General features: G+C 35.8%; 21 protein-coding genes. 18 read left to right on the forward strand and 3 right to left on the reverse strand.

Annotation, left to right across the window (positions count from 1 at the left end; translation table 11 throughout):
* The first annotated feature begins 53 nt into the window (after positions 1-53).
* The 8 genes from FH779_RS05665 to FH779_RS05700 all read left to right on the forward strand — a co-directional run bounded on the left by FH779_RS05665 (position 54) and on the right by FH779_RS05700 (position 5,918).
* Positions 54-443, forward strand: a complete 390-nt coding sequence (locus FH779_RS05665) for a hypothetical protein (protein ID WP_038330908.1) — start codon at positions 54-56, stop codon at positions 441-443.
* A 146-nt stretch (positions 444-589) separates the two neighbouring features.
* Positions 590-1,042: a hypothetical protein gene (locus FH779_RS05670; protein WP_038330911.1), complete on the forward strand. Its 453-nt coding sequence runs from the start codon at positions 590-592 to the stop codon at positions 1,040-1,042.
* 105 nt (positions 1,043-1,147) lie between these two features.
* Positions 1,148-1,489 carry a four-helix bundle copper-binding protein gene (locus tag FH779_RS05675; protein WP_038330913.1) on the forward strand — a complete coding sequence of 114 codons (342 nt, stop codon included), beginning with the start codon at positions 1,148-1,150 and terminating at the stop codon, positions 1,487-1,489.
* Between the two features lie 350 nt (positions 1,490-1,839).
* Positions 1,840-3,195, forward strand: coding sequence for an MFS transporter (locus FH779_RS05680; protein ID WP_083206665.1), 1,356 nt, complete (start codon positions 1,840-1,842; stop codon positions 3,193-3,195).
* Between the two features lie 205 nt (positions 3,196-3,400).
* Positions 3,401-3,889, forward strand: a complete 489-nt coding sequence (locus FH779_RS05685; protein ID WP_236688161.1) for a plastocyanin/azurin family copper-binding protein — start codon at positions 3,401-3,403, stop codon at positions 3,887-3,889.
* A 106-nt stretch (positions 3,890-3,995) separates the two neighbouring features.
* Positions 3,996-4,235 carry a heavy-metal-associated domain-containing protein gene (locus FH779_RS05690; RefSeq protein ID WP_038330917.1) on the forward strand — a complete coding sequence of 80 codons (240 nt, stop codon included), beginning with the start codon at positions 3,996-3,998 and terminating at the stop codon, positions 4,233-4,235.
* Positions 4,236-4,337: 102 nt separating this feature from the next.
* Positions 4,338-4,742, forward strand: a complete 405-nt coding sequence (locus FH779_RS05695; RefSeq protein ID WP_052217452.1) for a helix-turn-helix domain-containing protein — start codon at positions 4,338-4,340, stop codon at positions 4,740-4,742.
* Between the two features lie 105 nt (positions 4,743-4,847).
* Positions 4,848-5,918 carry an iron-sulfur cluster-binding domain-containing protein gene (locus FH779_RS05700; protein WP_038330919.1) on the forward strand — a complete coding sequence of 357 codons (1,071 nt, stop codon included), beginning with the start codon at positions 4,848-4,850 and terminating at the stop codon, positions 5,916-5,918.
* A 96-nt stretch (positions 5,919-6,014) separates the two neighbouring features.
* Here the strand turns inward: FH779_RS05700 and FH779_RS05705 are convergent, their stop codons facing one another.
* Complete coding sequence (locus FH779_RS05705; protein ID WP_052217454.1) at positions 6,015-6,563, reverse strand: TetR/AcrR family transcriptional regulator; 549 nt, start codon at positions 6,561-6,563, stop codon at positions 6,015-6,017.
* A gap of 108 nt (positions 6,564-6,671) precedes the next feature.
* Between FH779_RS05705 and FH779_RS05710 the strand changes: the two genes are divergently transcribed.
* Genes FH779_RS05710 through FH779_RS05720 form a run of 3 tightly spaced genes read left to right on the forward strand, consistent with a single transcriptional unit; the run spans position 6,672 to position 10,353 of the window.
* On the forward strand, positions 6,672-7,880 hold the full coding sequence (locus FH779_RS05710; RefSeq protein ID WP_065720937.1) for an NADH:flavin oxidoreductase: 1,209 nt from the start codon (positions 6,672-6,674) through the stop codon (positions 7,878-7,880).
* Positions 7,881-7,903: 23 nt separating this feature from the next.
* On the forward strand, positions 7,904-9,595 hold the full coding sequence (locus tag FH779_RS05715; protein WP_038330924.1) for a 3-ketosteroid-delta-1-dehydrogenase: 1,692 nt from the start codon (positions 7,904-7,906) through the stop codon (positions 9,593-9,595).
* Between the two features lie 8 nt (positions 9,596-9,603).
* A complete protein-coding gene (locus tag FH779_RS05720) occupies positions 9,604-10,353 on the forward strand; it encodes an SDR family NAD(P)-dependent oxidoreductase (RefSeq protein ID WP_065720936.1) in 750 nt (249 codons plus the stop codon).
* A gap of 168 nt (positions 10,354-10,521) precedes the next feature.
* On the opposite strand, the gene FH779_RS05725 is transcribed toward FH779_RS05720, so the two are convergent.
* A complete protein-coding gene (locus tag FH779_RS05725) occupies positions 10,522-10,833 on the reverse strand; it encodes a hypothetical protein (RefSeq protein ID WP_052217456.1) in 312 nt (103 codons plus the stop codon).
* 42 nt (positions 10,834-10,875) lie between these two features.
* Positions 10,876-11,142 (reverse strand): hypothetical protein, encoded by a 267-nt coding sequence (locus tag FH779_RS05730; RefSeq protein WP_038330929.1) that lies wholly within the window; start codon positions 11,140-11,142, stop codon positions 10,876-10,878.
* 193 nt (positions 11,143-11,335) lie between these two features.
* Between FH779_RS05730 and FH779_RS05735 the strand changes: the two genes are divergently transcribed.
* The 7 genes from FH779_RS05735 to FH779_RS05765 all read left to right on the forward strand — a co-directional run bounded on the left by FH779_RS05735 (position 11,336) and on the right by FH779_RS05765 (position 19,330).
* Positions 11,336-11,899 (forward strand): helix-turn-helix domain-containing protein, encoded by a 564-nt coding sequence (locus FH779_RS05735; RefSeq protein WP_038330931.1) that lies wholly within the window; start codon positions 11,336-11,338, stop codon positions 11,897-11,899.
* Positions 11,900-12,122: 223 nt separating this feature from the next.
* Positions 12,123-13,193, forward strand: a complete 1,071-nt coding sequence (locus tag FH779_RS05740; RefSeq protein ID WP_160279570.1) for an efflux RND transporter periplasmic adaptor subunit — start codon at positions 12,123-12,125, stop codon at positions 13,191-13,193.
* 3 nt (positions 13,194-13,196) lie between these two features.
* Positions 13,197-16,313 (forward strand): efflux RND transporter permease subunit, encoded by a 3,117-nt coding sequence (locus FH779_RS05745; RefSeq protein WP_083206663.1) that lies wholly within the window; start codon positions 13,197-13,199, stop codon positions 16,311-16,313.
* An 18-nt stretch (positions 16,314-16,331) separates the two neighbouring features.
* Positions 16,332-17,630 carry a TolC family protein gene (locus tag FH779_RS05750; RefSeq protein ID WP_180906351.1) on the forward strand — a complete coding sequence of 433 codons (1,299 nt, stop codon included), beginning with the start codon at positions 16,332-16,334 and terminating at the stop codon, positions 17,628-17,630.
* A gap of 64 nt (positions 17,631-17,694) precedes the next feature.
* Positions 17,695-18,264, forward strand: a complete 570-nt coding sequence (locus tag FH779_RS05755; protein ID WP_065720935.1) for a DUF2652 domain-containing protein — start codon at positions 17,695-17,697, stop codon at positions 18,262-18,264.
* Positions 18,265-18,377: 113 nt separating this feature from the next.
* On the forward strand, positions 18,378-18,827 hold the full coding sequence (locus FH779_RS05760) for a Fur family transcriptional regulator (RefSeq protein WP_052217463.1): 450 nt from the start codon (positions 18,378-18,380) through the stop codon (positions 18,825-18,827).
* A gap of 95 nt (positions 18,828-18,922) precedes the next feature.
* Positions 18,923-19,330 (forward strand): hypothetical protein, encoded by a 408-nt coding sequence (locus FH779_RS05765; protein WP_038330938.1) that lies wholly within the window; start codon positions 18,923-18,925, stop codon positions 19,328-19,330.
* Positions 19,331-19,452: the final 122 nt, after the last annotated feature.

Raw genomic sequence — 19,452 nt, forward strand, 5'->3', positions numbered from 1 at the left:
AAGAATCATTCAATAGTACTTAAATAAGCTTTAATCTTTAAAAAATAAATAAAATGAAAATGAACAAATTAATGATATCGGCTTTAGCCTCTTTAGCCATTTTCTTTACTGCTTGTGGAGGTGATACAAAAGCAGGAAAAGATGGACACGCACACGCAGAAGGCGATGGACATAACCATGCTACAGAACAACAAGTTGAGAAGTCTGTCGATAAAATTGCGGGCAAAGACAGAAATGAAAAAGGTGAATTGATCGATGCACACGGACACTTGATTACCGGTTGTCCCGGACATAAAGAAATGGTAGGCTCTGAAGGTGATATGTGTCCTAAATGCGAGTATATGACGATGATTCCTATTACCTGGGATATTACTGGGGTAGATACGGTAAGGGTAACCTCTTTACCTGATTATAATCCGCCTGCGGACAAGTTGAAAAAATAATAAGGTCGAGTAGCTTTATTGCGTTTGCTAAAGCGGTGGTTTCTGAAAAGGAACTACCGCTTTTTATTTGCCCAAAATCCGTAAAAATTACAATTGTTAATAGTCAAATTGCACTTTTGCTACCTTGCAGACAACTAGATTTGTGTATGGTCAAAATAAATGGAGGAATTTTTCATATGACGAATATTGATAGAAGAAATGCTAGCCTTGTATACCAAGCTATTGGAAATATAAGGACAGTTCTGATGAAAAAGAACATACAAGACGTTAAAATATCTGATATTACCTCAGTTGCCAACATTTCTAAAAGTAAGTTTTTTAGTTTCTTTGGTGGGATTAATACGGTATTGGAATTAGTAATAGCAGAGGAACTTGATAAGATTTATGAACTGATTGGATTAAGTATAAAAAATAAGAATGATAGGAAAAATCTGGTGTCTGAGATAAGTTTGTTGAGAACAATATATATTAGAAAAAATATCATACTCAAAAATTACTATCAAATTTCAGAACAATTACCCAGCCGATATGACAAATTGAAAGAGGCTATTTTTATTAAGGAACAGTATTTGCAGTTGAATATATTAAAGGAATGTTGATGTAGAACCTATAAAAATACCATTGAAGTTTATTAAAGTTAACTTAAAAAGAACTAAAATGACTTTATTTTGTTTTAAATTTAGTATTCACAAAAATATATAGATATGATACAGACAAAATTCCAATCGTGTATAGAAGCCTGCCTTGACTGTGTGGCGATCTGTAACCAGTGTGCTATTGCTTGCTTAAATGAGAAAGAAGTAGCTCATCTAAAAAAATGTATTCAACTCAATTTAGAATGTGTTGCAATTTGTCAGGCAGCAGCCAATATTCTAAGTCTTGACGGTAAATTTAGTAAAGACATTTGCAAACTTTGTATGGAAATTTGCAACGCTTGTGCTGAAGAATGTGAAAAACATGTTGCTATGGGAATGGAGCATTGTAGAGAATGTGCCGAAGCTTGTAGAAAATGTGCTCAAGCTTGTGAAGAAATGATGGCAGCATAATCTAATAAGTATTTTTCTAAAAAAAAGAGGGTATTACATCCTCTTTTTTTTATGTCTTGTACAATCAGTAAATATCATAAAACTAATAAAGAAAAGTATAATGGAAAGCTTGGTTGCAATACCGAAATTTGCAGTATAGAAGTTATAATTAAAGTAAAAACAAAATGTTGAACATTATTAATAGAATTATTTTTGGATTAACTCACTACCACAGTGAGAAATCTGATTGTTGTTGTCACTGTTGAGGACTATATTCAAACCCGATAATACACTTTACTTTTTCTGGGTTTGGCAAATACCAATCCAACTCAAATTGATAAACAATTTTTTAATTCTTACAAATATTAATAATGAAACAAAATATTCAAGAGAGTGCCCTTGAGACAGGTTTGTCCAATCACTCTAAAACTAAAATAAAAAAATCCCCATCCATTGTTATTGCATTAGCATTTATCGTCTTAGTATTTGATGGCTATGATTTAGTAGTATACGGAACAATAGTAAAATCTATTCTAGCTTATGAAGCATGGGGGTTAACTACCGCTGAAACAGGCTCTATAAATAGTCTGGCTCTTGTGGGAATGGCAATAGGGTCACTTACTGTTGGCTATCTTACAGATTTAATTGGACGTAGAAAAGTTTTAATTGGAGCAGTCACATTTTTTTCTCTCTTTATGATTGCGACGGCGTTGGCTCCTACACCGTTTCTGTTCGGGCTTTTTCGCTTTATTTCTGGTTTAGGTCTCGGTGGTGTAATCCCTACAGCAGTAGCTACAACAGTAGAGTTTTCAAGAGCAGGGCGTAAAAATTTCAATAACGCTTTAATGTTTTCCGGTTATTCTATGGGAGGTATTTTCGCCGCATTGTTGGCTATCGGTTTAGTAGAAACAATTGGTTTCCGTGGAATGTTAGGGATCGGTGCATTGCCATTAATTACCGTTGTACCACTATTACTCTATTATCTCCCTGAAAGTCCGGTATATTTAAGATCAAAAGGTCGCATTAGAGAAGCAGATACAATTATAGCAGAATATGGCTTAACACCCATAGAACCAACTTCGCCAATTAAAAAAGAAGTTCGGCAAGTCGAAAAAAAACGCAATCCTTTATTGGCAATCTTTACAGGTCGCTGGGCATTGATTACAATTGTGTTTTTGCTCGCAGCTATTTCTGGTCAGATTTTAATCTATGGACTTAATACGTGGTTGCCTACGTTATTAACTATTGCAGGTTATTCGGCTACTTCAGCATTAACGTTCTTGTTGGTCACGAATGCTGGAGCAGTAGCAGGTTCGCTAATTGCTTCCCCATTGGCAGACAAGTTCGGAGCAAAAAGAGTTGTTTCAGCGGCATTTGCGATGGCAGGCATTGCATTATTCCTAATGGCTCTTGGCTTTAGTACAGGCGACGGTAATGGATGGTCTATGAGCCTTACTTACTTGCTTGTAGCCGTAGTTGGTTTCGGCTCCATAGGTGCACAAATTTTGTTGAATGGCTTTATCGCTACCTATTATCCCGATGCCACTCGTGGTACAGCTTTAGGTACTATCCTTGCAGTAGGTCGTATAGGTGCAGCAGTTGCAATCATTCTTGGCGGTATTCTTATCGCATCAGAACTGTCCAACTTTGCTAATTTCGCAGTATGGGCAATTCCTGCAATTCTTGGTACTATTATCGTATTGAGCGTTCCAAATAGTCAAAAGTAACCTTATAAAATTAGAGGAACAGACACCCGTTGTAATAATTACAATGGGGGTTTTGCATTGCATCAACAATACAATTTTACAATTCAGTAAATATCATAAATCTAAAAAGGAATTGCATAATATTTAGGATAACAAATGTACTGAAATTTGCAGTATAAGATAACAATTTAAAAATACATAGAAAATGAAAAAGTTAGTTTTAGGCTTGTCAGTAATCATATTTACTGCTTGTAACAATAATAAGAAAACAGAACAAAGTGTACAAGAAAACAATCAGCCTGTATTAGAACAAACAACTGTCCCGACGGAACAAGCAAACGAAGTTGAGTTGACCATCAGTGGCGGTGATGATATGAAATTTGATAAAACCGAACTTAAAGTAAAAGAAGGACAAACTGTAAAGTTGATTCTTAAGCATACCGGAAAAGCACCAATTGAAGCAATGGGACATAATGTTGTTATTCTTGCACAAGGTACAGACTTCAATGCTTTCGCTAATGCAGCAATCAATGCTAAAGATAATGACTATATTCCAAAAGAAATGGAAAAAGCCGTTATTACCAAAACAGATATGATTGGTGGCGGACAAACTACCGAAATTACTTTTAATGCTCCTGCAAAAGGTTCTTATGATTTTTTATGTTCTTTCCCAGGCCACTACATCTATATGAAGGGTAAGTTCATTGTAGAATAAAATCATAATTTTAAAATCAGTAAAAGTCACAAATCTTACAAGGAATACCATAATAATAAGTATCAAATTAAGACGGAAATTTGTTAAACATTAAAAATAAGATAAAATGAAAAATTTGGAATTAAGCATACCAGACATGCAAAGTGCTCACTGCCAATCAAGAGTAAATGGAGCAATCAAAGATATTAATGGCGTTACTATTGAAAAATTAGAAGCAGGGAAACTTGCTGTTTCAATAGAGAATGATAGTGTGAAACAAGAGTTGGTCCAGGCTATTGAGAAAGCTGGCTACAAAGTAGATGGCGGAGATAGCGAAAAAACGTCAAGCTGCTCTTGCTGCGTGTAAGTTCAATATTGCTCGGGGATTTGCTGAATATATCCCTGGGCTTTTCTCCATTTACTCTTAGGGTACCAAAACAGTGTTTCCCAATCTCTAACATAAAAAGTTATGTTACATCAATTAAAATTAGGTGACTGTTCGGATGTAATAACGAAAGTACACCGGGTAGCAGATCAGATTATTCAGACCCAATTGGATACAGGTTCATCTGCTCCGTTTGCGATTCAGATAACAAGCGAACTCAATACGGATTATCAAGAACTGAACAATCTGTTTCTTTTAAAATGTGATGTCAGCCTTGAAATTATATTTACAAAGCGAATAATTGAAAAGGTAAAAGAATTGCTGGTATATACCGAGCAAACTATCACGCAAATTGCAAAATCGTTAGGTTATAAAAAAGCTTCGGAGCTTACCGAGCAATTAAAGACCTATACAGGATTAACGTCTGCCCATTTCAAACAGATAAGAAAAAACAAGCTGGCAATTATCAGAAGACAGCAAGAAAAGTAAAACGAAATTTAATTATCAAATATCATGTTTTGATGAACCTCTCTTTGTGAACAACAAGTAGAGGTTTCCTTTTAAAGATAACAAAGCAGATAGAAATTATTTAAAATGAAGAAATTTACATGGCGAACCCATAAAACTGTGAAGGAAACACAGGATACTCTGACCATATACTTTGAAACCGATCAACAACAATTTTCCTACTTGCCTGGTCAGTATCTAAACATCAGATGCAACATAGATGGAGAGATGGTAATTCGCTCGTATTCATTTAGTTCCAAACCCTCAGATCCTAATCCAGCTATTACTGTAAAAAGAGTAACTGGAGGAAAAATGAGTAACTATATTTTTGAAAATGCAGACCAAATAGAAATATGGGAAATTGAAGCACCGTTTGGGAATTTTGTTTTGGAAGATACAATAGCTGGACAATCCAAAATAGTTCTTTTGGCCGGTGGTAGCGGTATCGCACCTTTATTCTCTATGCTCAATAGTATTGATAGTAGTCGTCAAATTCCCTTACTGATATACAGTAATAAAACGCCAAGTGAAACTATTTTTTATAATGAACTGGAAACTTTAGAGATAAATGAAAGTCTCGAAATATGCTATTCCTTTACTTCCCCCGAATTTATCTCTACTAAAATCAATCATATTGCAGGACGATTCTCTCTATTGGTACTTCGTTCCATAATCAAACGACTTGTTCCTGAAATAAACGATGCCCATTACTACATTTGTGGACCTACCGGCTTAATGGATTTATATAAAAATGCCTTAACAGGATTGAATATTCCAGAAGAAAATATTCATTTGGAATATTTCGACCCAGTTCCAGTTGATGTGGGAGATTTGGAAACTGACGGTGTTGTAAAAGATGTGATTGTAAATTACTATGAGGACTACTACGAGAATGATGAAAAGCAGACCTATGAATGCACATCACTCATTGAGGTGCAGCCGAAGCAATCTCTTTTGGATGCAATGAAAGAGCATCATATCAAAGTAGCGAGTTCCTGCAAAAACGGAACCTGTGGGGCTTGTTGGGCAGTAAAAACAGATGGCGAAGTACGGATGCTCCATAATGGGGCTCTGACAGAACAGGATATTGCCGAGGGAATAATTTTATTGTGCCAAAGCTATCCGACAAATGCGGATGTATGTGTAACTGTATCGTGAATAAGAAAAACGATATTGATTAAATAATATGCTGTTAAGCCTTTAATTTGATATTAAAATACTGACGACATATCGAAATAGCTAGAGATGTGCAACTTACTCTTTTGTAACTACTTTAATTCCGTTCATAAGCAATTCTAATGTTCGCTCAATGGCAGATTGACCAGACATCTGAACATATGCAACTGCGCCACCTACCATTGATATTAATATCAGTAAATCTTTTTCACAACAAAAGTCATCTCGTAATAAGTTGCTATTTTTTGCGAGTTGAATTGGTTTTTCGAAAATCTCAAACAATCTGGAAGAAGTCAAGGTTTGTTCCTGTCCGTTGATATAAGGTAAAAAGTTATGATATTCCACCCGTTGTATCAATACCTTTTTTAACAACAGATAGAATCCATTTTTGTTTTCTTGCAATGCTTTAGCGTATAAATCAAGTTGATCTAGATTGTAATGAAATACTGCCGACACAAGAGCTTCCCGATCCGGAAAATGACGATAAAAAGTCATTCTGGAAACATCAGATTCTTTGGCAATTTCAGTCAATGGAATATCTATTCCTTTCTCCATGAATAGATTCAAAGCAGTTTTTACAATTTTTACTTTATTTTGAACAGAATCGGATCTAGCTTTCAAATTCATATAATGATTTTAATTGGTGCAAAATTAATAATTTTTTAAATGTTACACTATGTAACATTTATTTGTTATTTGTTTATCTTTGATAAGAAACAATAACTTCAATATCCTATGAATGCAATTAATCCTGATAAAGTATTTTCACCCGCAAAATTAGGACCCATTACTCTTCCGAATCGGGTTATAAAAGCGGCAACCAGTGAAGGCAGAAGCCCTGACGGAAAAGTTACACAATCATTAATAGACTTTCATGAGGGCTTTATAAAAGGAGGGGTTGGTATGACAACTATTGCCTACTGCGCTATTTCCGCAGAAGGTTTTGCAGCACCGGGAGAAATTTTGATGGTTCGTGAAAATATTTCAGGCCTCAAACAATTTACACAGGCGATGCATAAGGCTGGCGGAAAAGCCTCCGCACAGTTAGGGCATGCCGGTCCCGTAGCCACCAAACAAATCACAGGTGTACAACCAATTGCTCCGTCAAGGTTTAGAAGTCCTTCTAGTTTTCAGGTTTGTCGTGAAATCGGCCGAGAGGAAATGAAAACCATTATCAGGCAATTTGCGGATGCCGCAGAAGTTGCTGCCGATGCCAATTTTGATGCGATCGAACTTCATTTTGGGCATTTGTATCTGGTATCTTCTTTTTTCAGTCCTTGGATCAACAAAAGAAAAGATGAATATGGCGGTTCTATTGAAAATCGTACACGTTTTGCAAAAGAAATCCTTCTTGCCGTAAAAGAAAGGGTGAAAGACCGTTTGGCAATTATTGTTAAAATGTCTATGGATGATGGTATTAAAAACTCAATCTGGTTAGATGAGTCCACACAAACAGCAAGAATTCTGGACGAAACAGGCGCTGTTGATGCGTTTGAGTTAACGATGGGATCTTCGGTAAAAAATCAAATGTATCTGTTCAGAGGTGAAACTGATTTAGAGGGCATGTCAAAAACACAGAAAGGAATTTTCAGATTGGGGGTAAAATGGTTTGGAAAATTAGTGTTAGGTGAATACCCGTACGAACATCTTTATATGCTTAAATCGGCTCGGCAATTCCAGACAGTAGTGAAAAAAGCTCAACTGATTTTGTTGGGAGGAATTAATGATTATGTGCATTTGCAAACGGCTATGCAGGAAGGTTTTGACTTTGTTGCGATGGGAAGGGCATTACTTCGCGAGCCCGATATCATCAATAAATTAAAAGATAATCCGTTGGGAAGAGGAAGATGTATTCAATGCAATAAATGTATGTCTACTGTTTTTCAGACAACCAACTGTGTTTTTATACCCGAATACGCTACTTCGTCTAAACTACCTGTATAAATTATAATTAAAAAAGACTGAATATGAGCAAGAAAGAAATAATCCCGGGGCCAACAGCCACAGATATTACCGTAGATTTGGTAGTTGTAGGTTCGGGAACCGGTATGGCAGCTGCACTAGCAGCCCATGAATTAGGATTAAAAGTATTAGTTATCGAAAAAACAGCTTTGGTTGGTGGCTCTACTGCACGCTCCGGTGGTGCATTTTGGATACCGGCAAATCCTGTTTTGAAACAAGATGGTTCCGATGATACATTGAAAGATGGAGAAACATATTTAACGAATTTAGTTGGAGATAATGCTCCTAAATCCCGTTGGGAAAACTTCTTGCAAAATGGTTCAGCAGCAGTAGAAATGTTGGAGAGAACCACGCCTATGAAATTCTTTTGGGCAAAAGGATATTCAGATTATTTTCCAGAAGTTGTAGGTGGTAAAGTCTTAGGAAGAACCTGCGAATGTCGTCCTTTCAATATGAACTTATTAGGAAAAGACACAGCAAGGTTTCGCCCCGGTCAACTTGAGGCACCTGTACCAGTTCCAGTGACAGGTTACGATTACAAATGGCTCAACTTAATGACAAAAACACCATTTAAGTCTATACCGATTATGCTGAAAAGAGGAATTCAGGGAATTGGCGGATTGTTGATTGGAAAACGATTAGTTGGTGGTGGTCAGGCACTGGCTTCAGGGATGTTTGCTGGTTTGCTTCGGTCAGGTGTACCGGTTTGGACCAATACTTCAATTACAGAATTATTGTTTGATGGTGATAAAGTAACTGGAATAAAAGCGGTTCAAAACGGAAAATTGGTTCAGATAAATGCGAAGAAAGGTGTGGTTTTGGCAGGAGGCGGATTTGATCATAATATGCTAATGCGCCACCAATACCAATCTCCCTCTTTAAAAAATGTAAGTTTAGGTAGCGAAGGCAATACAGGTGATACCATTCTGTTAGGAGAAAAGATTGGAGCAGAAATTACCAATATGACTTCAACATGGTGGTTTCCTGCTATAGCTCCATTAACAGAAGAAGGCGAACCACAAGTATTATTGGCAGAGCGTTCGCTTCCGGGATCATTTTTGGTAAACTATACGGGAAAAAGGTTTATAAACGAAGCGGTGGATTATATGAGTTTTGGACAAATCGTTTTAGAACAGGAAAAGTATGGAACGCCTATAAAAGATATGTGGTTGATTTTTGATCAGAACTACAGAAATAGTTATCTGCTTGCCGGCACACTTTTTCCGGGAATGAAAATTCCACAAGAGTGGTTTGATGCAAAAATTGCTTTTACGGCTGAAAATGCATCTGAACTGGCTCAAAAAGTGGGATTACCTGTCGAAGCGTTTACGGAAACATTTGGCAGGTTCAACACCATTGCAGCTACAGGAAAAGATACCGATTTTGGAAAAGGCAACAGCGCTTACGACCGTTATTATGGAGATCCAACACAAATGCCTAATAATTGTCTTCGACCGCTTTCTGGAAAATTATATGCGGTAAAAATCGTTTTATCAGACTTGGGAACATGCGGTGGAATGATGACAAACGAACATGGACAAGTATTGAAAACCAATCAGGCCGCTTTCCAGGGCTTGTACGCTTTGGGAAATAATGCCTCAAATATTTTTGGAAATAAATATCCCGGAGCTGGCGGAACCATCGGGCAGGGATTGGTATTTGGTTATATTATAGCACATCACGCAGCAAAAAAATAATAAGATATATGAGACTAAATAATAAGGTAGCAATAATAACTGGGGCAGCTTCCGGAATGGGGGAAGCTATGGCTTATTCTTTTGCCAAAGAAGGAGCAAAAGTAGTAGCGACCGATATTCAAAAAGATAAATTAGAAACTATTGTACAAAAAATCAAATCAGATGGTGGTGATGCCATTGCTCTAGTACATAACGTATCAAAACGGGAAGACTGGTTTGAAAAAGTACTTCCAGAAACAATCAGCGTTTTTGGAAAACTGGATATTTTAATCAATAATGCTGGGATTTCAGTGGCAGTTCCTTTTGAAGATCAAACCGAAGACACCTGGAAAAAAGCATATGACATCAACATAAACAGCGTGATGCTGGGAATGCAGGCCGCACTACCACACCTGAAAGAAAGAGGTGGGAGTATCGTGAATATTTCTTCGATTGCCGCTTTAACTGGAATGTCAGGCCCCGGAGTTTATACGGCTTCCAAAGGAGGGGTTTCAGCCATTACCAGAGCGGCTGCAGTAGATTTCGGACCTTTTGGAATTAGGGTAAATGCCATTAATCCGGGCTATATCTTAACACCTATGAGCGAGGCATTTTTGAATAGTCCAGACTATCAAGCCTATTTTCTAGGAATTATTCCTATGAAAAAATTGGGAATGGCTGAAGATATTTCGAATGCCGCATTATTCTTGGCATCAGATGAAGCAAAATACATTACAGGGGTAAATTTACCCGTAGATGGTGGAACAACAGTCAAATAATAAACCCCATTTATGTATTTTCACAAGCCAAGTTACTACAAATTAACCTGGCTTTCTTATATCCTCATTAATCAAAAAGTTATGCTAATGTATTGTTTTTGAAACGTGAACATAATTTCCTCTAATAACTTTCTCTTAAGTACTTAAATTTAATTGAAAATACAATTTCTACTCATTTTTAAGGGATAATTTCCTAAGCATCGCAGCACTCATTCCATCTGTATAAGCACCGTAAGCAGTGACCAAAATTCCCTTTAAGCCATCTTTTGAGGCTATTCCATAAACAGTAGATTCATCACTGGGGTTGCTATCTCCCTCATATCGGTAGACTTGCTCAATTTCAAAGTCATCAATAGTATATTTATTGTTGCCACAAATTAAGCAGTTGTCTTCAAGATTAAAATCTACATCGTAACCTTCCTTGCGAAGATTTTCAATCGCTACCAACACTGTGGCATATTTGTACATTACATTTGTCATATCATAATATTATTAAGTTACTATTATCCTATCGCTGTACTTTTAGAAATCCTCCTGCAACAAATCTTTTAATTTTCGGTGTTGTACGGACAAGTCAGCATACATTATTTTTAATCGGCTATTTTCTTCGTTTAAATTTACCAATTCTAAAAGGATATCGGATCTTAAATCCTTATATTTTGATTTCAATTCAAAAATATTTGTACCATATATACCATATTTCTCAAAAAGTTCCAGACCGGTTTTACCTGCGTTATAATCTTTCAATATATCTAAAACTGGATGTTCGTTTATTTCTTTACTATTCATTTTAATGGATATTGTCTATTACAAAATTCGTTATGATTAATGGTACTGGATATATACTTTTCCTTGATTAGTTTATGATATTTAATGTTGTTGAATATACTTTCTTAAAATATCACAAAAGAAAACCGAAATATCATAAAGTCTTATTTTTAGTAAATGCTGAATTTTGTTTTTTAAATATAATATAGAGCTTATGACACTGTTAATAAAAGGAATGGTGTGCAATAGATGTATGTATGTTCTTGAAAAAGAGTTAACTATTTTGGGTTTTGAAGTAGTGGATGTAAAACTAGGAGAAGCGATAATAAAAGATACAGTAGCTTTTTCGCAAAAACTGGGAGCAATCGAAGCGATGCTGAAAAGTAATGGCTTTGAATTAATGTATAATAAAAACCAAAAAGCAATAAACAATATTAAAGAGTTGGTTGATAATGGTATTAATATGCAATTGGAAAGTGGAATACCTACAAAATTTACAGCTCTTATAAGTAATAAGTTAAACAAGAATTACGATACACTGAGTGCATTGTTTTCTTCAGAAGAAGGAATAACACTTGAAAAGTACATTATTCACTGTAAGATTGAAAAAGTAAAAGAACTTTTGATGAATACAGAAATGTCTTTGACCGAGATTGCTAATGTATTAGGTTATAGTAGTCAGGCATACCTTTCCAATCAATTGAAAAAGCATACAGGCTTTACATCAAGCTATTTTAAACAGCTAAAGGATAGGGATAATCAAACTTTGATTCTTTAAATCAAAAGACTGAATTATTCACGTCCTGTTATTTAAGTTAAATGTAACTGTGAAGAGCTACTGATCATTCAGTAGCTCTTCGTTTTATGTCAATTATTACACCTTATGAAAAGTAAATTTCACAACTTTTAGCGGTCATTTCGTATAGCTGTTTGTATGTTGTAAACCGACCTTTGTCCCTGAAATCTAAAGTTAAAATAAACGTAACAAAATAAATGTAATGATGAAAACAGGTAAAATAGGTTTACTATTCCTTTTCCTAATAGGGATAGGTTTGATACAGAGTTGTAAACAAAAAGAAGAAAAACAATTAAAAGATGAGCCTCCGGTTGTAACAGTAGGTACGATCCAAAGTTCAGAAACAGAAGAATCTGTTGTTTATTCAGGTTCCATCGTTCCAGATAATATGACCACCGTGAGCTTCGCTGTTACCGGAACAATCAATAATGTGAGTGTCAATGAAGGTCAAAAAGTTAGTAAAGGACAGTTTTTAGCAAGTATAGATGCTACAGAATATGAAGCGGCCTTGCAAATAGCCAATGCTACATTAGAACAGAGCGAGGATGCATTCAGAAGGTTTGATGAATTGTATAAAAAAGGAAGTTTTCCTGAAAAAGATTACATCGATATCAAAACTAAAGTTGCACAGGCACAGGCAAATAAAAAAATTAATAAAAAGCGTATTGCCGACAGCCGTTTAATGTCGCCTACTAATGGAATAATTACAGTTAAATCAGCTGAAATCGGAGGTATGGCAGCACCAGGAGTGCCGGCTTTTACAATTGTTAAAACAGATCTTGTATACGCTCAGTTTTCAGTACCGGAAAGCGAAATAGGAAACTTCAAACAAGGTATGCAGGTAGAAGTAAACATACCTACACTGCAACGCAATTTCACAGGTAAAATCACAATTATCAATCCTGTCGCTGATGAAATTTCCAAAGCATATACTTTAAAAGTACGTCTTGACAATTCTGGAGGTATTTTAATGCCTGGGATGATTAGCGAAGTATCTGCAGGTATTCCGGCTAAAGTTAAACAAGTGCGTGTACCACTTACAGCTATCATAAACAATGTTGATAAAATCCCTCATGTGTATGTGATAGACAAGAATAACAATGCAAAACTGACAAGAGTTACTGTGGGTAAAATTGCAGGCGATGAGGTTATAATAACCAACGGACTTGATGAAAATCAAACTATTATTCTTGCCGGACAAAACAATGTGAAAGAAGGACAAAAAGTAAAAACTGAAACAGCCTCAGCGAAAGCGCCAACCGCAAAAACAGAATAATTTATGAAAAGAAAGATAAACCTCATTGAAGCGGCAATGAAATTTCCACAAGTACCGATAGCGATTACCGTTATCATGGTGCTTGCAGGTCTGATTTCATTATTGACAATGCCAAGAAGCGAAGACCCGCGTATAACAGTTAGACAAGGGCTTGTCGTTGCTTTTTATCCAGGAAGTGACGAAGAACAGATTGAGAAAGAAGTAACAGATAAACTGGAACAATATCTGTTCGGTTTTGAAGAAATAAAGAAGGAAAAAACACATTCAGAAAGTAAACCTGGGCAGGTTGTAATTACAGTTGAATTGCAAGATTACGTCAAGGATACTAAAAAATTCTGGAATACTTTACAGCACGGTTTAGATGCCAATATGCCTTTGATACTTCCGCGAGGCGTACAAGGGCCGTATGTGAACAGTGATTTTGGTGACGTGGTGGTTCAGATGATTGCTGTGTCTGCACCTGGACGTACATATGCCGAATTGGAAAATTATCTGGATGAATTGGAAGACGGTATTAAAACGATTCCTCAAGTTTCAAAAATAAAACGTTACGGAGGTCAGAAGCAACAGATATATGTCACACTTCGTGAAGATGTATTAAAACAATATGGTTTTGGCATCAATGAAATTGCTTCCACATTGAGCCAGCAGAATGTTACGATCCCAAGTGGAGATATTGAAATTGACAAAAATCGCTTATTGATTTTTACAGATGCTCAGTACCAAAATGAAAATGAAATCGGCAATCTGATTGTATATAGTTCTCCTCAAGGTGGTAATATCCGTTTGCAAGATATTGCCAAAATAGAACGAAGATATGAAGACCTAAAAAGTAAAATTACTGTAGCTGGTAATGATGTAATGATGCTTACTGTAGAGATGCAACCTGGTCAGAATATTGTTGACTTAGGTAAAGCATTGACCCAAAAAGTAACAGAAGTAAAAGAAGTTTTACCTGCAGATGTACAGGTCAATACCATTGTAGATCAGCCTGCTGTAGTAGATATGAACTTAGGGCATTTCTTTATTGAGTTTGCAATTGCCATTGGAGCCGTTATTCTGGTGGTAATGATTTTGCTTCCGTTTAGAGTAGCTACTATTTCTGCTATTGCGGCACCTGTAACCATTTTGGCAACATTTGCCATTCTGAATATGATAGGTGTAGAAATGCACCAGGTTAGTTTAGCTGCATTGATTATTGTACTTGGAATGGTTGTCGATGATGCCATAATTGTCGTAGACAACTATATAGAGAAAGTAGATGAAAAAGTACCATCATGGACTGCTGCCTGGCAAAGTGCAACACAGCTTATGGTTCCGATATTCACTGCGACACTTACTATTGTTCTATCATTCTTACCATTAGCATTTACACTAACAGGAATGACACGAGAGTTCGTACAATGGATACCAATTACGGTTAGTATAGCCTTGGCAGTTTCATTCTTAGTCGCGTTGTTTCTTACACCATATATGTGTTATCATTTCCTTAAAAAAGGATTGAAAAACCATGATGCACAAAAACCTAAAAAACGGAATTTCTTAGATAGAATGCAGGATGGTTTTGACAGAGCTATAGAGTTCTGTATGAAATATCAGAAAACGACTTTGTTTGCAGGTCTGGCGATTTTCTTCCTTTCATTTGTGGTAGGAAGCCAAGTGAAAACCGAGTTTTTCCCAATTGTGGAAAGAAATCAATTTAATCTTGAATTGTGGATGGACAACGGTACAAATATTCACGAAACAGAAGCAGCGGTTAAAAAGATTGAAAAGGAAATCGCAGGAGACAAGCGTATTGTTACCACAGCAAGTTTTATTGGTACAAGTTCACCACGATTTTATTCAACATATTCACCGGAAAACCCGCGAGAAAATTTTGCGCAAATATTTATCAATACAGAAAGTAATGATGCTACAAATGAAATGATAGATGAATATGTTCAAAAATTCAATAATTTCCTGCCAAATGGATATGTCCGCGTTAGACAGTTAAGTAAAAAACAACAGCCTGCTCCGATTGAGATCCGTGTGATTGGTAAAGATATTACGCAACAGAAAAAAGTAGCCAAAGAAGTAGCGACAATACTAGAAAACACAAAAGGAGCAAATTGGGTACGTACAGATTATCAGGATGATTATGTAGGTCTTAAGGCTGTGGTAAAAGAAGATATCGCGTTGCGATTAGGTGTTACCAAAGCACAGATTGCACAGGCTTTAGGTGCTAAAATAAAAGGTTTTCCTATATCACAAATGTGGGAAGGTAACAAAGCCATAGATATACTATTGCGTACGGACGAAGCTGACAGGCAAAATCTGGATGCTTTGGGAAATATGTACATCACCTCATCATTTGGAGCGAAAGTACCTTTAAAACAAGTGGTGGATTTACAACCTTCATGGCATACGGGAGCTATTGTACACCGTAACGGATTGCGGACATTAACTGTTTCTTCTGAAGCACAATTGGGTAGAAAACCTGCTGAAGTGTTCGCCGAGGCACAACCGAAAATCGATAGCTTAGAACTACCAAAAGGAGTTAAAATTGCCTATGGAGGAGAGTATGAAGATGGTCTGGAAAGCGGTCCTAAAATGGGAAAAGCTTTTATGATAAGTTTCGTGTTGATATTCTTAGTTCTGCTATTCCAATTCAAACGAGTGGGCAAAGTGTTCATCGTACTGGCATCATTCCCATTGAGTTTACTTGGAGCGATGCTGGGATTATTTCTTACAGGTTATGAATTTGGTTTTATGGCAATTATCGGTATTACAGCCTTATTGGGTATTGTAGTTCGAAACGGAATTATCCTTGTAGACTACGCTGATGAATTGGTGCGTGATCATGGACATACGATTAAAGAGGCGGCTCTATTAGCAGCTAAGCGAAGAATGCGCCCAATCTTCCTGACTTCTATGGCAGCAGCTATTGGATTGATCCCGCTAATGTCGAGTGGTTCTCCCGAATGGGGGCCGATCTCGAGTACAATATCAATAGGTATTTTAGTCTCTATGGTTACTACCTTATTTATAGTTCCGGTATTGTATAGCAGATTCGTAAAACCGTCAAAGAAATCCTTGAATAAAGGTATACACGATAAATATGATTTTCATCACGAAAGTTAATTGACAAAAAAATAAATCATGTTACAAAGAAAATATAAAACATTCGTAAAAGCTTTTGTATGTGCTCTTGCTGTTTTACAGGGAACAGATAACCTGTTTGCCCAACAGCAATTGAGCCTTGCAGAAAGTAAAGAGCTTGCATTGAAAAACAATCACAGGATTGGTAAAGCCAGAGAAGACGTAACTGCTTCCAGATCAGAGAAACAAATAGCAGACGTAACGGCAAAACCCAAAATAGATGCTTCTGCAACTGCATTTTACTTTGGTGAGCCTTTAAATACAATGCTTCCTGAGTACGGTTTCGCCCCAATGGTAAGTGTTACTCAACCAATTTATACAGGAGGAAAGATTAAGTACGGTAAACAAATGGCGGAAACCAATATAGAGATGAGCAATGCTCAGCAGAGATTGGTCGAAGACGATGTGTTGTTAGCTACCGAAACTGCCTATTGGATTGTAGTACAGGCTAAAGAAGAAATAAAAATGGAGAAACAAGTTAAAAGACAGTTAGCTTCCCATTATACTTTTTTAAATAATCAATTCCAGGCAGGTATTATTTATAAAAATGATGTGCTTCGGGCAAAAGTACTTCAAAATGAAAATGAAGCTCGATTACAGGCGGCTGAGAACAAACTAATATTAGCCAAAAAAAGATTAATCCAGTTAACTGGAATAGAAGAACAAACGGATATTGATGTAGTTGGTTCATTGAGTGATGATGAATTTAGAAACTATGAGATGTTACAAAGCGTACAAGTAAATCGTCCTGAAGTAGACTTAGCCACAAGTGCCATAAAAATGAGTGAACTTACAAAGAATATGCTCAGAGCCGATCTAAAACCGACAGTTGGCTTATCACTTAACGGAATGGCTGCCTTTGGAAAAGAAGGTATTAATTTTGGAAATCCAACCAAAAACAGTATGCTTACTTATTTCGGAATGTTAAGCGTAAAGATTCCCGTATTCGATTGGGGAAGTAAGCGAGAGAAAGTAAAGCAACAGGAAGCTAACATACGTTCGGCAGAATATGGATTGAGAGAACTTCAAAGCCAGATTAATGTGGAGATAGAACAAGCAACACTTAACCTTCAACTGCAGGCAAACAATATAGATTTAATGCAGGCTTCACTAATTGAAGCTGATGAAAATCTAAAATTAAGTAATGATCGTTTTCAAGCAGGAACTATCACTGGAGAAGATGTATTGATAGCAGAAACACTTTGGCAGCGTGCGTACAGCAGTATGCTGGATGCAAAAGTAAGATACAAAATTGCTGAAGCTGTTTATCACAAAGCCATCGGACAAATAAAACAGTAATCATTAACAATTAATGTAGAGGCTCAATATGCCTCTACATTTTTAAAATTGAAATTATGATAAAATGATACAAGAACAGCATACTGATAACCCAAAAGGTGTATTGATGATACCGGATATTTCAGGCTTTACAGATTTTGTAGTCAAGTCGAATATGTTTGTTGGAAAATATATAATAGAAAATTTACTTAAAGTAATAATGGACAGTAATATTCTGTGTTTTGAAATTTCTGAAATTGAAGGCGATGCCATTCTTTTTTATAAATACCAAAACATGCCAACATTTGAAGAGACATTAGTGCAGATAGAGCTTATCTACGGTAATTTTCAGAAGGAATTACAACGCTTATCTCAACAGTTAGCGATCGAAATACCTCTTTCTTTAAAGACAATAGTCCATTACGGTGAATTTACCCAGTACAAAATCGGAAAATTTGAGAAACTTTATGGTGCACCAGTCGTAGAAGCACACAAAATGCTTAAAAACCATATTGCAGAATATCCCCCTTATGCTTTGTTTTCAAATGCTTTTTTACAAGCCAATTTTGAGCAACCTGAGCAATCAACATTAGAATACGATAATTGCGAAGACTGTAAATATTTGCCCGAAATAGGCTACATTCACTATTTATAATACAGTAACCAGTAAATCTCGTAAATCTATCAAAGAATATTACAAGATGGAATAAAATCGACTTCTATACTTTTACATTGGATTTATTAGCTCATTTAATCCATAAAAGCAAGATGAAAAGTTTAGAAGAAAGGTTAGAAAAAAGAAGTATAAAACCAACATCAGTTAGATTATTAATTTTTCAGACAATGTCTGAATTTAAAAAAGCATTTAGCCTGACCGATTTGGAAACGGAACTAGAGACGGTAAATAAATCTACTATTTTTAGGACCTTGACCCTTTTTCATGACAACTTACTCATTCATACGATCGATGATGGTTCCGGCTCAATGAAATATTCAATTTGTAGTGATTCATGTATGTGCAATGTAGGTGACCTACATGTACATTTCAACTGTAACCGCTGTAAGAATACTTTTTGTCTTGAAAGTATTGCTATTCCACCGATTCAGCTGCCAGATAGTTTTTTATTGGAAAGTATAAATTTTGTAATGAAGGGAATGTGTAATGAGTGTTCGAGATTTTTTAAGAAACAAATAACTCCAAATAAAACCGCATTTTAAAAAACAGCCATATGTAAATATGGCTGTTTTGCATTTGCAACCAGGTTCCCAAATACTACAGCTAATTTTGTTGTGTAAAAATTCATAATATAGATATGGAAAATAGATATAATAATAACTCGAAAATAAAATCAGGTTACGTAGATAACCCAGATTTTGAGGTAAAAAAAATTGAATGTGTAGTTTCTGAAAAAGAAACAATGTATACCTATACATCAATACTTCAATCTATGTCATCACACCCTATAGCAAGAGCTATTTTTAAAGTGTTGCCATCTGTACAATTATCAGACTATAGAATTGAAAAAGTTGAAGAAATACAAGGAGGAATTAAAGGTTTTATTGATAATCATGAAGTAATTATTGGAAATCTTGAATTGATGAAATGTTACGATTTTTATTATGATGAAAGCTTGAATCATATCAATGAAAAGGTGATTCTTGTAATGATAGATGATAGATATACAGGCTGCTTTATAATGAAAGAGGTGTTAAATGACTAAATTTATTTTAAATAAATTGCTAATTACATAATCTTTTATAGATTTCATTCATGAGAAAAATAACTTATTTGTTAAGTTGAGTGCTATTATATTTTTTGTAAGTTTGTACCGACTTATTGGAT

The sequence above is a fragment of the Empedobacter falsenii genome (assembly GCF_013488205.1).
GTDB lineage: Bacteria > Bacteroidota > Bacteroidia > Flavobacteriales > Weeksellaceae > Empedobacter > Empedobacter falsenii_C.

Coding starts and splice junctions, on each gene's coding strand:
- FH779_RS05740 (WP_160279570.1), top strand. CDS start 12,123: ATGAAAACAGGTAAAATAGGTTTACTATTCCTTTTCCTAATAGGGATA.
- FH779_RS05745 (WP_083206663.1), top strand. CDS start 13,197: ATGAAAAGAAAGATAAACCTCATTGAAGCGGCAATGAAATTTCCACAA.
- FH779_RS05730 (WP_038330929.1), bottom strand. CDS start 11,142: ATGAATAGTAAAGAAATAAACGAACATCCAGTTTTAGATATATTGAAA.
- FH779_RS05765 (WP_038330938.1), top strand. CDS start 18,923: ATGGAAAATAGATATAATAATAACTCGAAAATAAAATCAGGTTACGTA.
- FH779_RS05715 (WP_038330924.1), top strand. CDS start 7,904: ATGAGCAAGAAAGAAATAATCCCGGGGCCAACAGCCACAGATATTACC.
- FH779_RS05675 (WP_038330913.1), top strand. CDS start 1,148: ATGATACAGACAAAATTCCAATCGTGTATAGAAGCCTGCCTTGACTGT.
- FH779_RS05680 (WP_083206665.1), top strand. CDS start 1,840: ATGAAACAAAATATTCAAGAGAGTGCCCTTGAGACAGGTTTGTCCAAT.
- FH779_RS05665 (WP_038330908.1), top strand. CDS start 54: ATGAAAATGAACAAATTAATGATATCGGCTTTAGCCTCTTTAGCCATT.
- FH779_RS05750 (WP_180906351.1), top strand. CDS start 16,332: ATGTTACAAAGAAAATATAAAACATTCGTAAAAGCTTTTGTATGTGCT.
- FH779_RS05690 (WP_038330917.1), top strand. CDS start 3,996: ATGAAAAATTTGGAATTAAGCATACCAGACATGCAAAGTGCTCACTGC.
- FH779_RS05700 (WP_038330919.1), top strand. CDS start 4,848: ATGAAGAAATTTACATGGCGAACCCATAAAACTGTGAAGGAAACACAG.
- FH779_RS05695 (WP_052217452.1), top strand. CDS start 4,338: ATGTTACATCAATTAAAATTAGGTGACTGTTCGGATGTAATAACGAAA.
- FH779_RS05725 (WP_052217456.1), bottom strand. CDS start 10,833: ATGACAAATGTAATGTACAAATATGCCACAGTGTTGGTAGCGATTGAA.
- FH779_RS05705 (WP_052217454.1), bottom strand. CDS start 6,563: ATGAATTTGAAAGCTAGATCCGATTCTGTTCAAAATAAAGTAAAAATT.
- FH779_RS05735 (WP_038330931.1), top strand. CDS start 11,336: ATGACACTGTTAATAAAAGGAATGGTGTGCAATAGATGTATGTATGTT.
- FH779_RS05670 (WP_038330911.1), top strand. CDS start 590: ATGGTCAAAATAAATGGAGGAATTTTTCATATGACGAATATTGATAGA.
- FH779_RS05760 (WP_052217463.1), top strand. CDS start 18,378: ATGAAAAGTTTAGAAGAAAGGTTAGAAAAAAGAAGTATAAAACCAACA.
- FH779_RS05720 (WP_065720936.1), top strand. CDS start 9,604: ATGAGACTAAATAATAAGGTAGCAATAATAACTGGGGCAGCTTCCGGA.
- FH779_RS05710 (WP_065720937.1), top strand. CDS start 6,672: ATGAATGCAATTAATCCTGATAAAGTATTTTCACCCGCAAAATTAGGA.
- FH779_RS05755 (WP_065720935.1), top strand. CDS start 17,695: ATGATACAAGAACAGCATACTGATAACCCAAAAGGTGTATTGATGATA.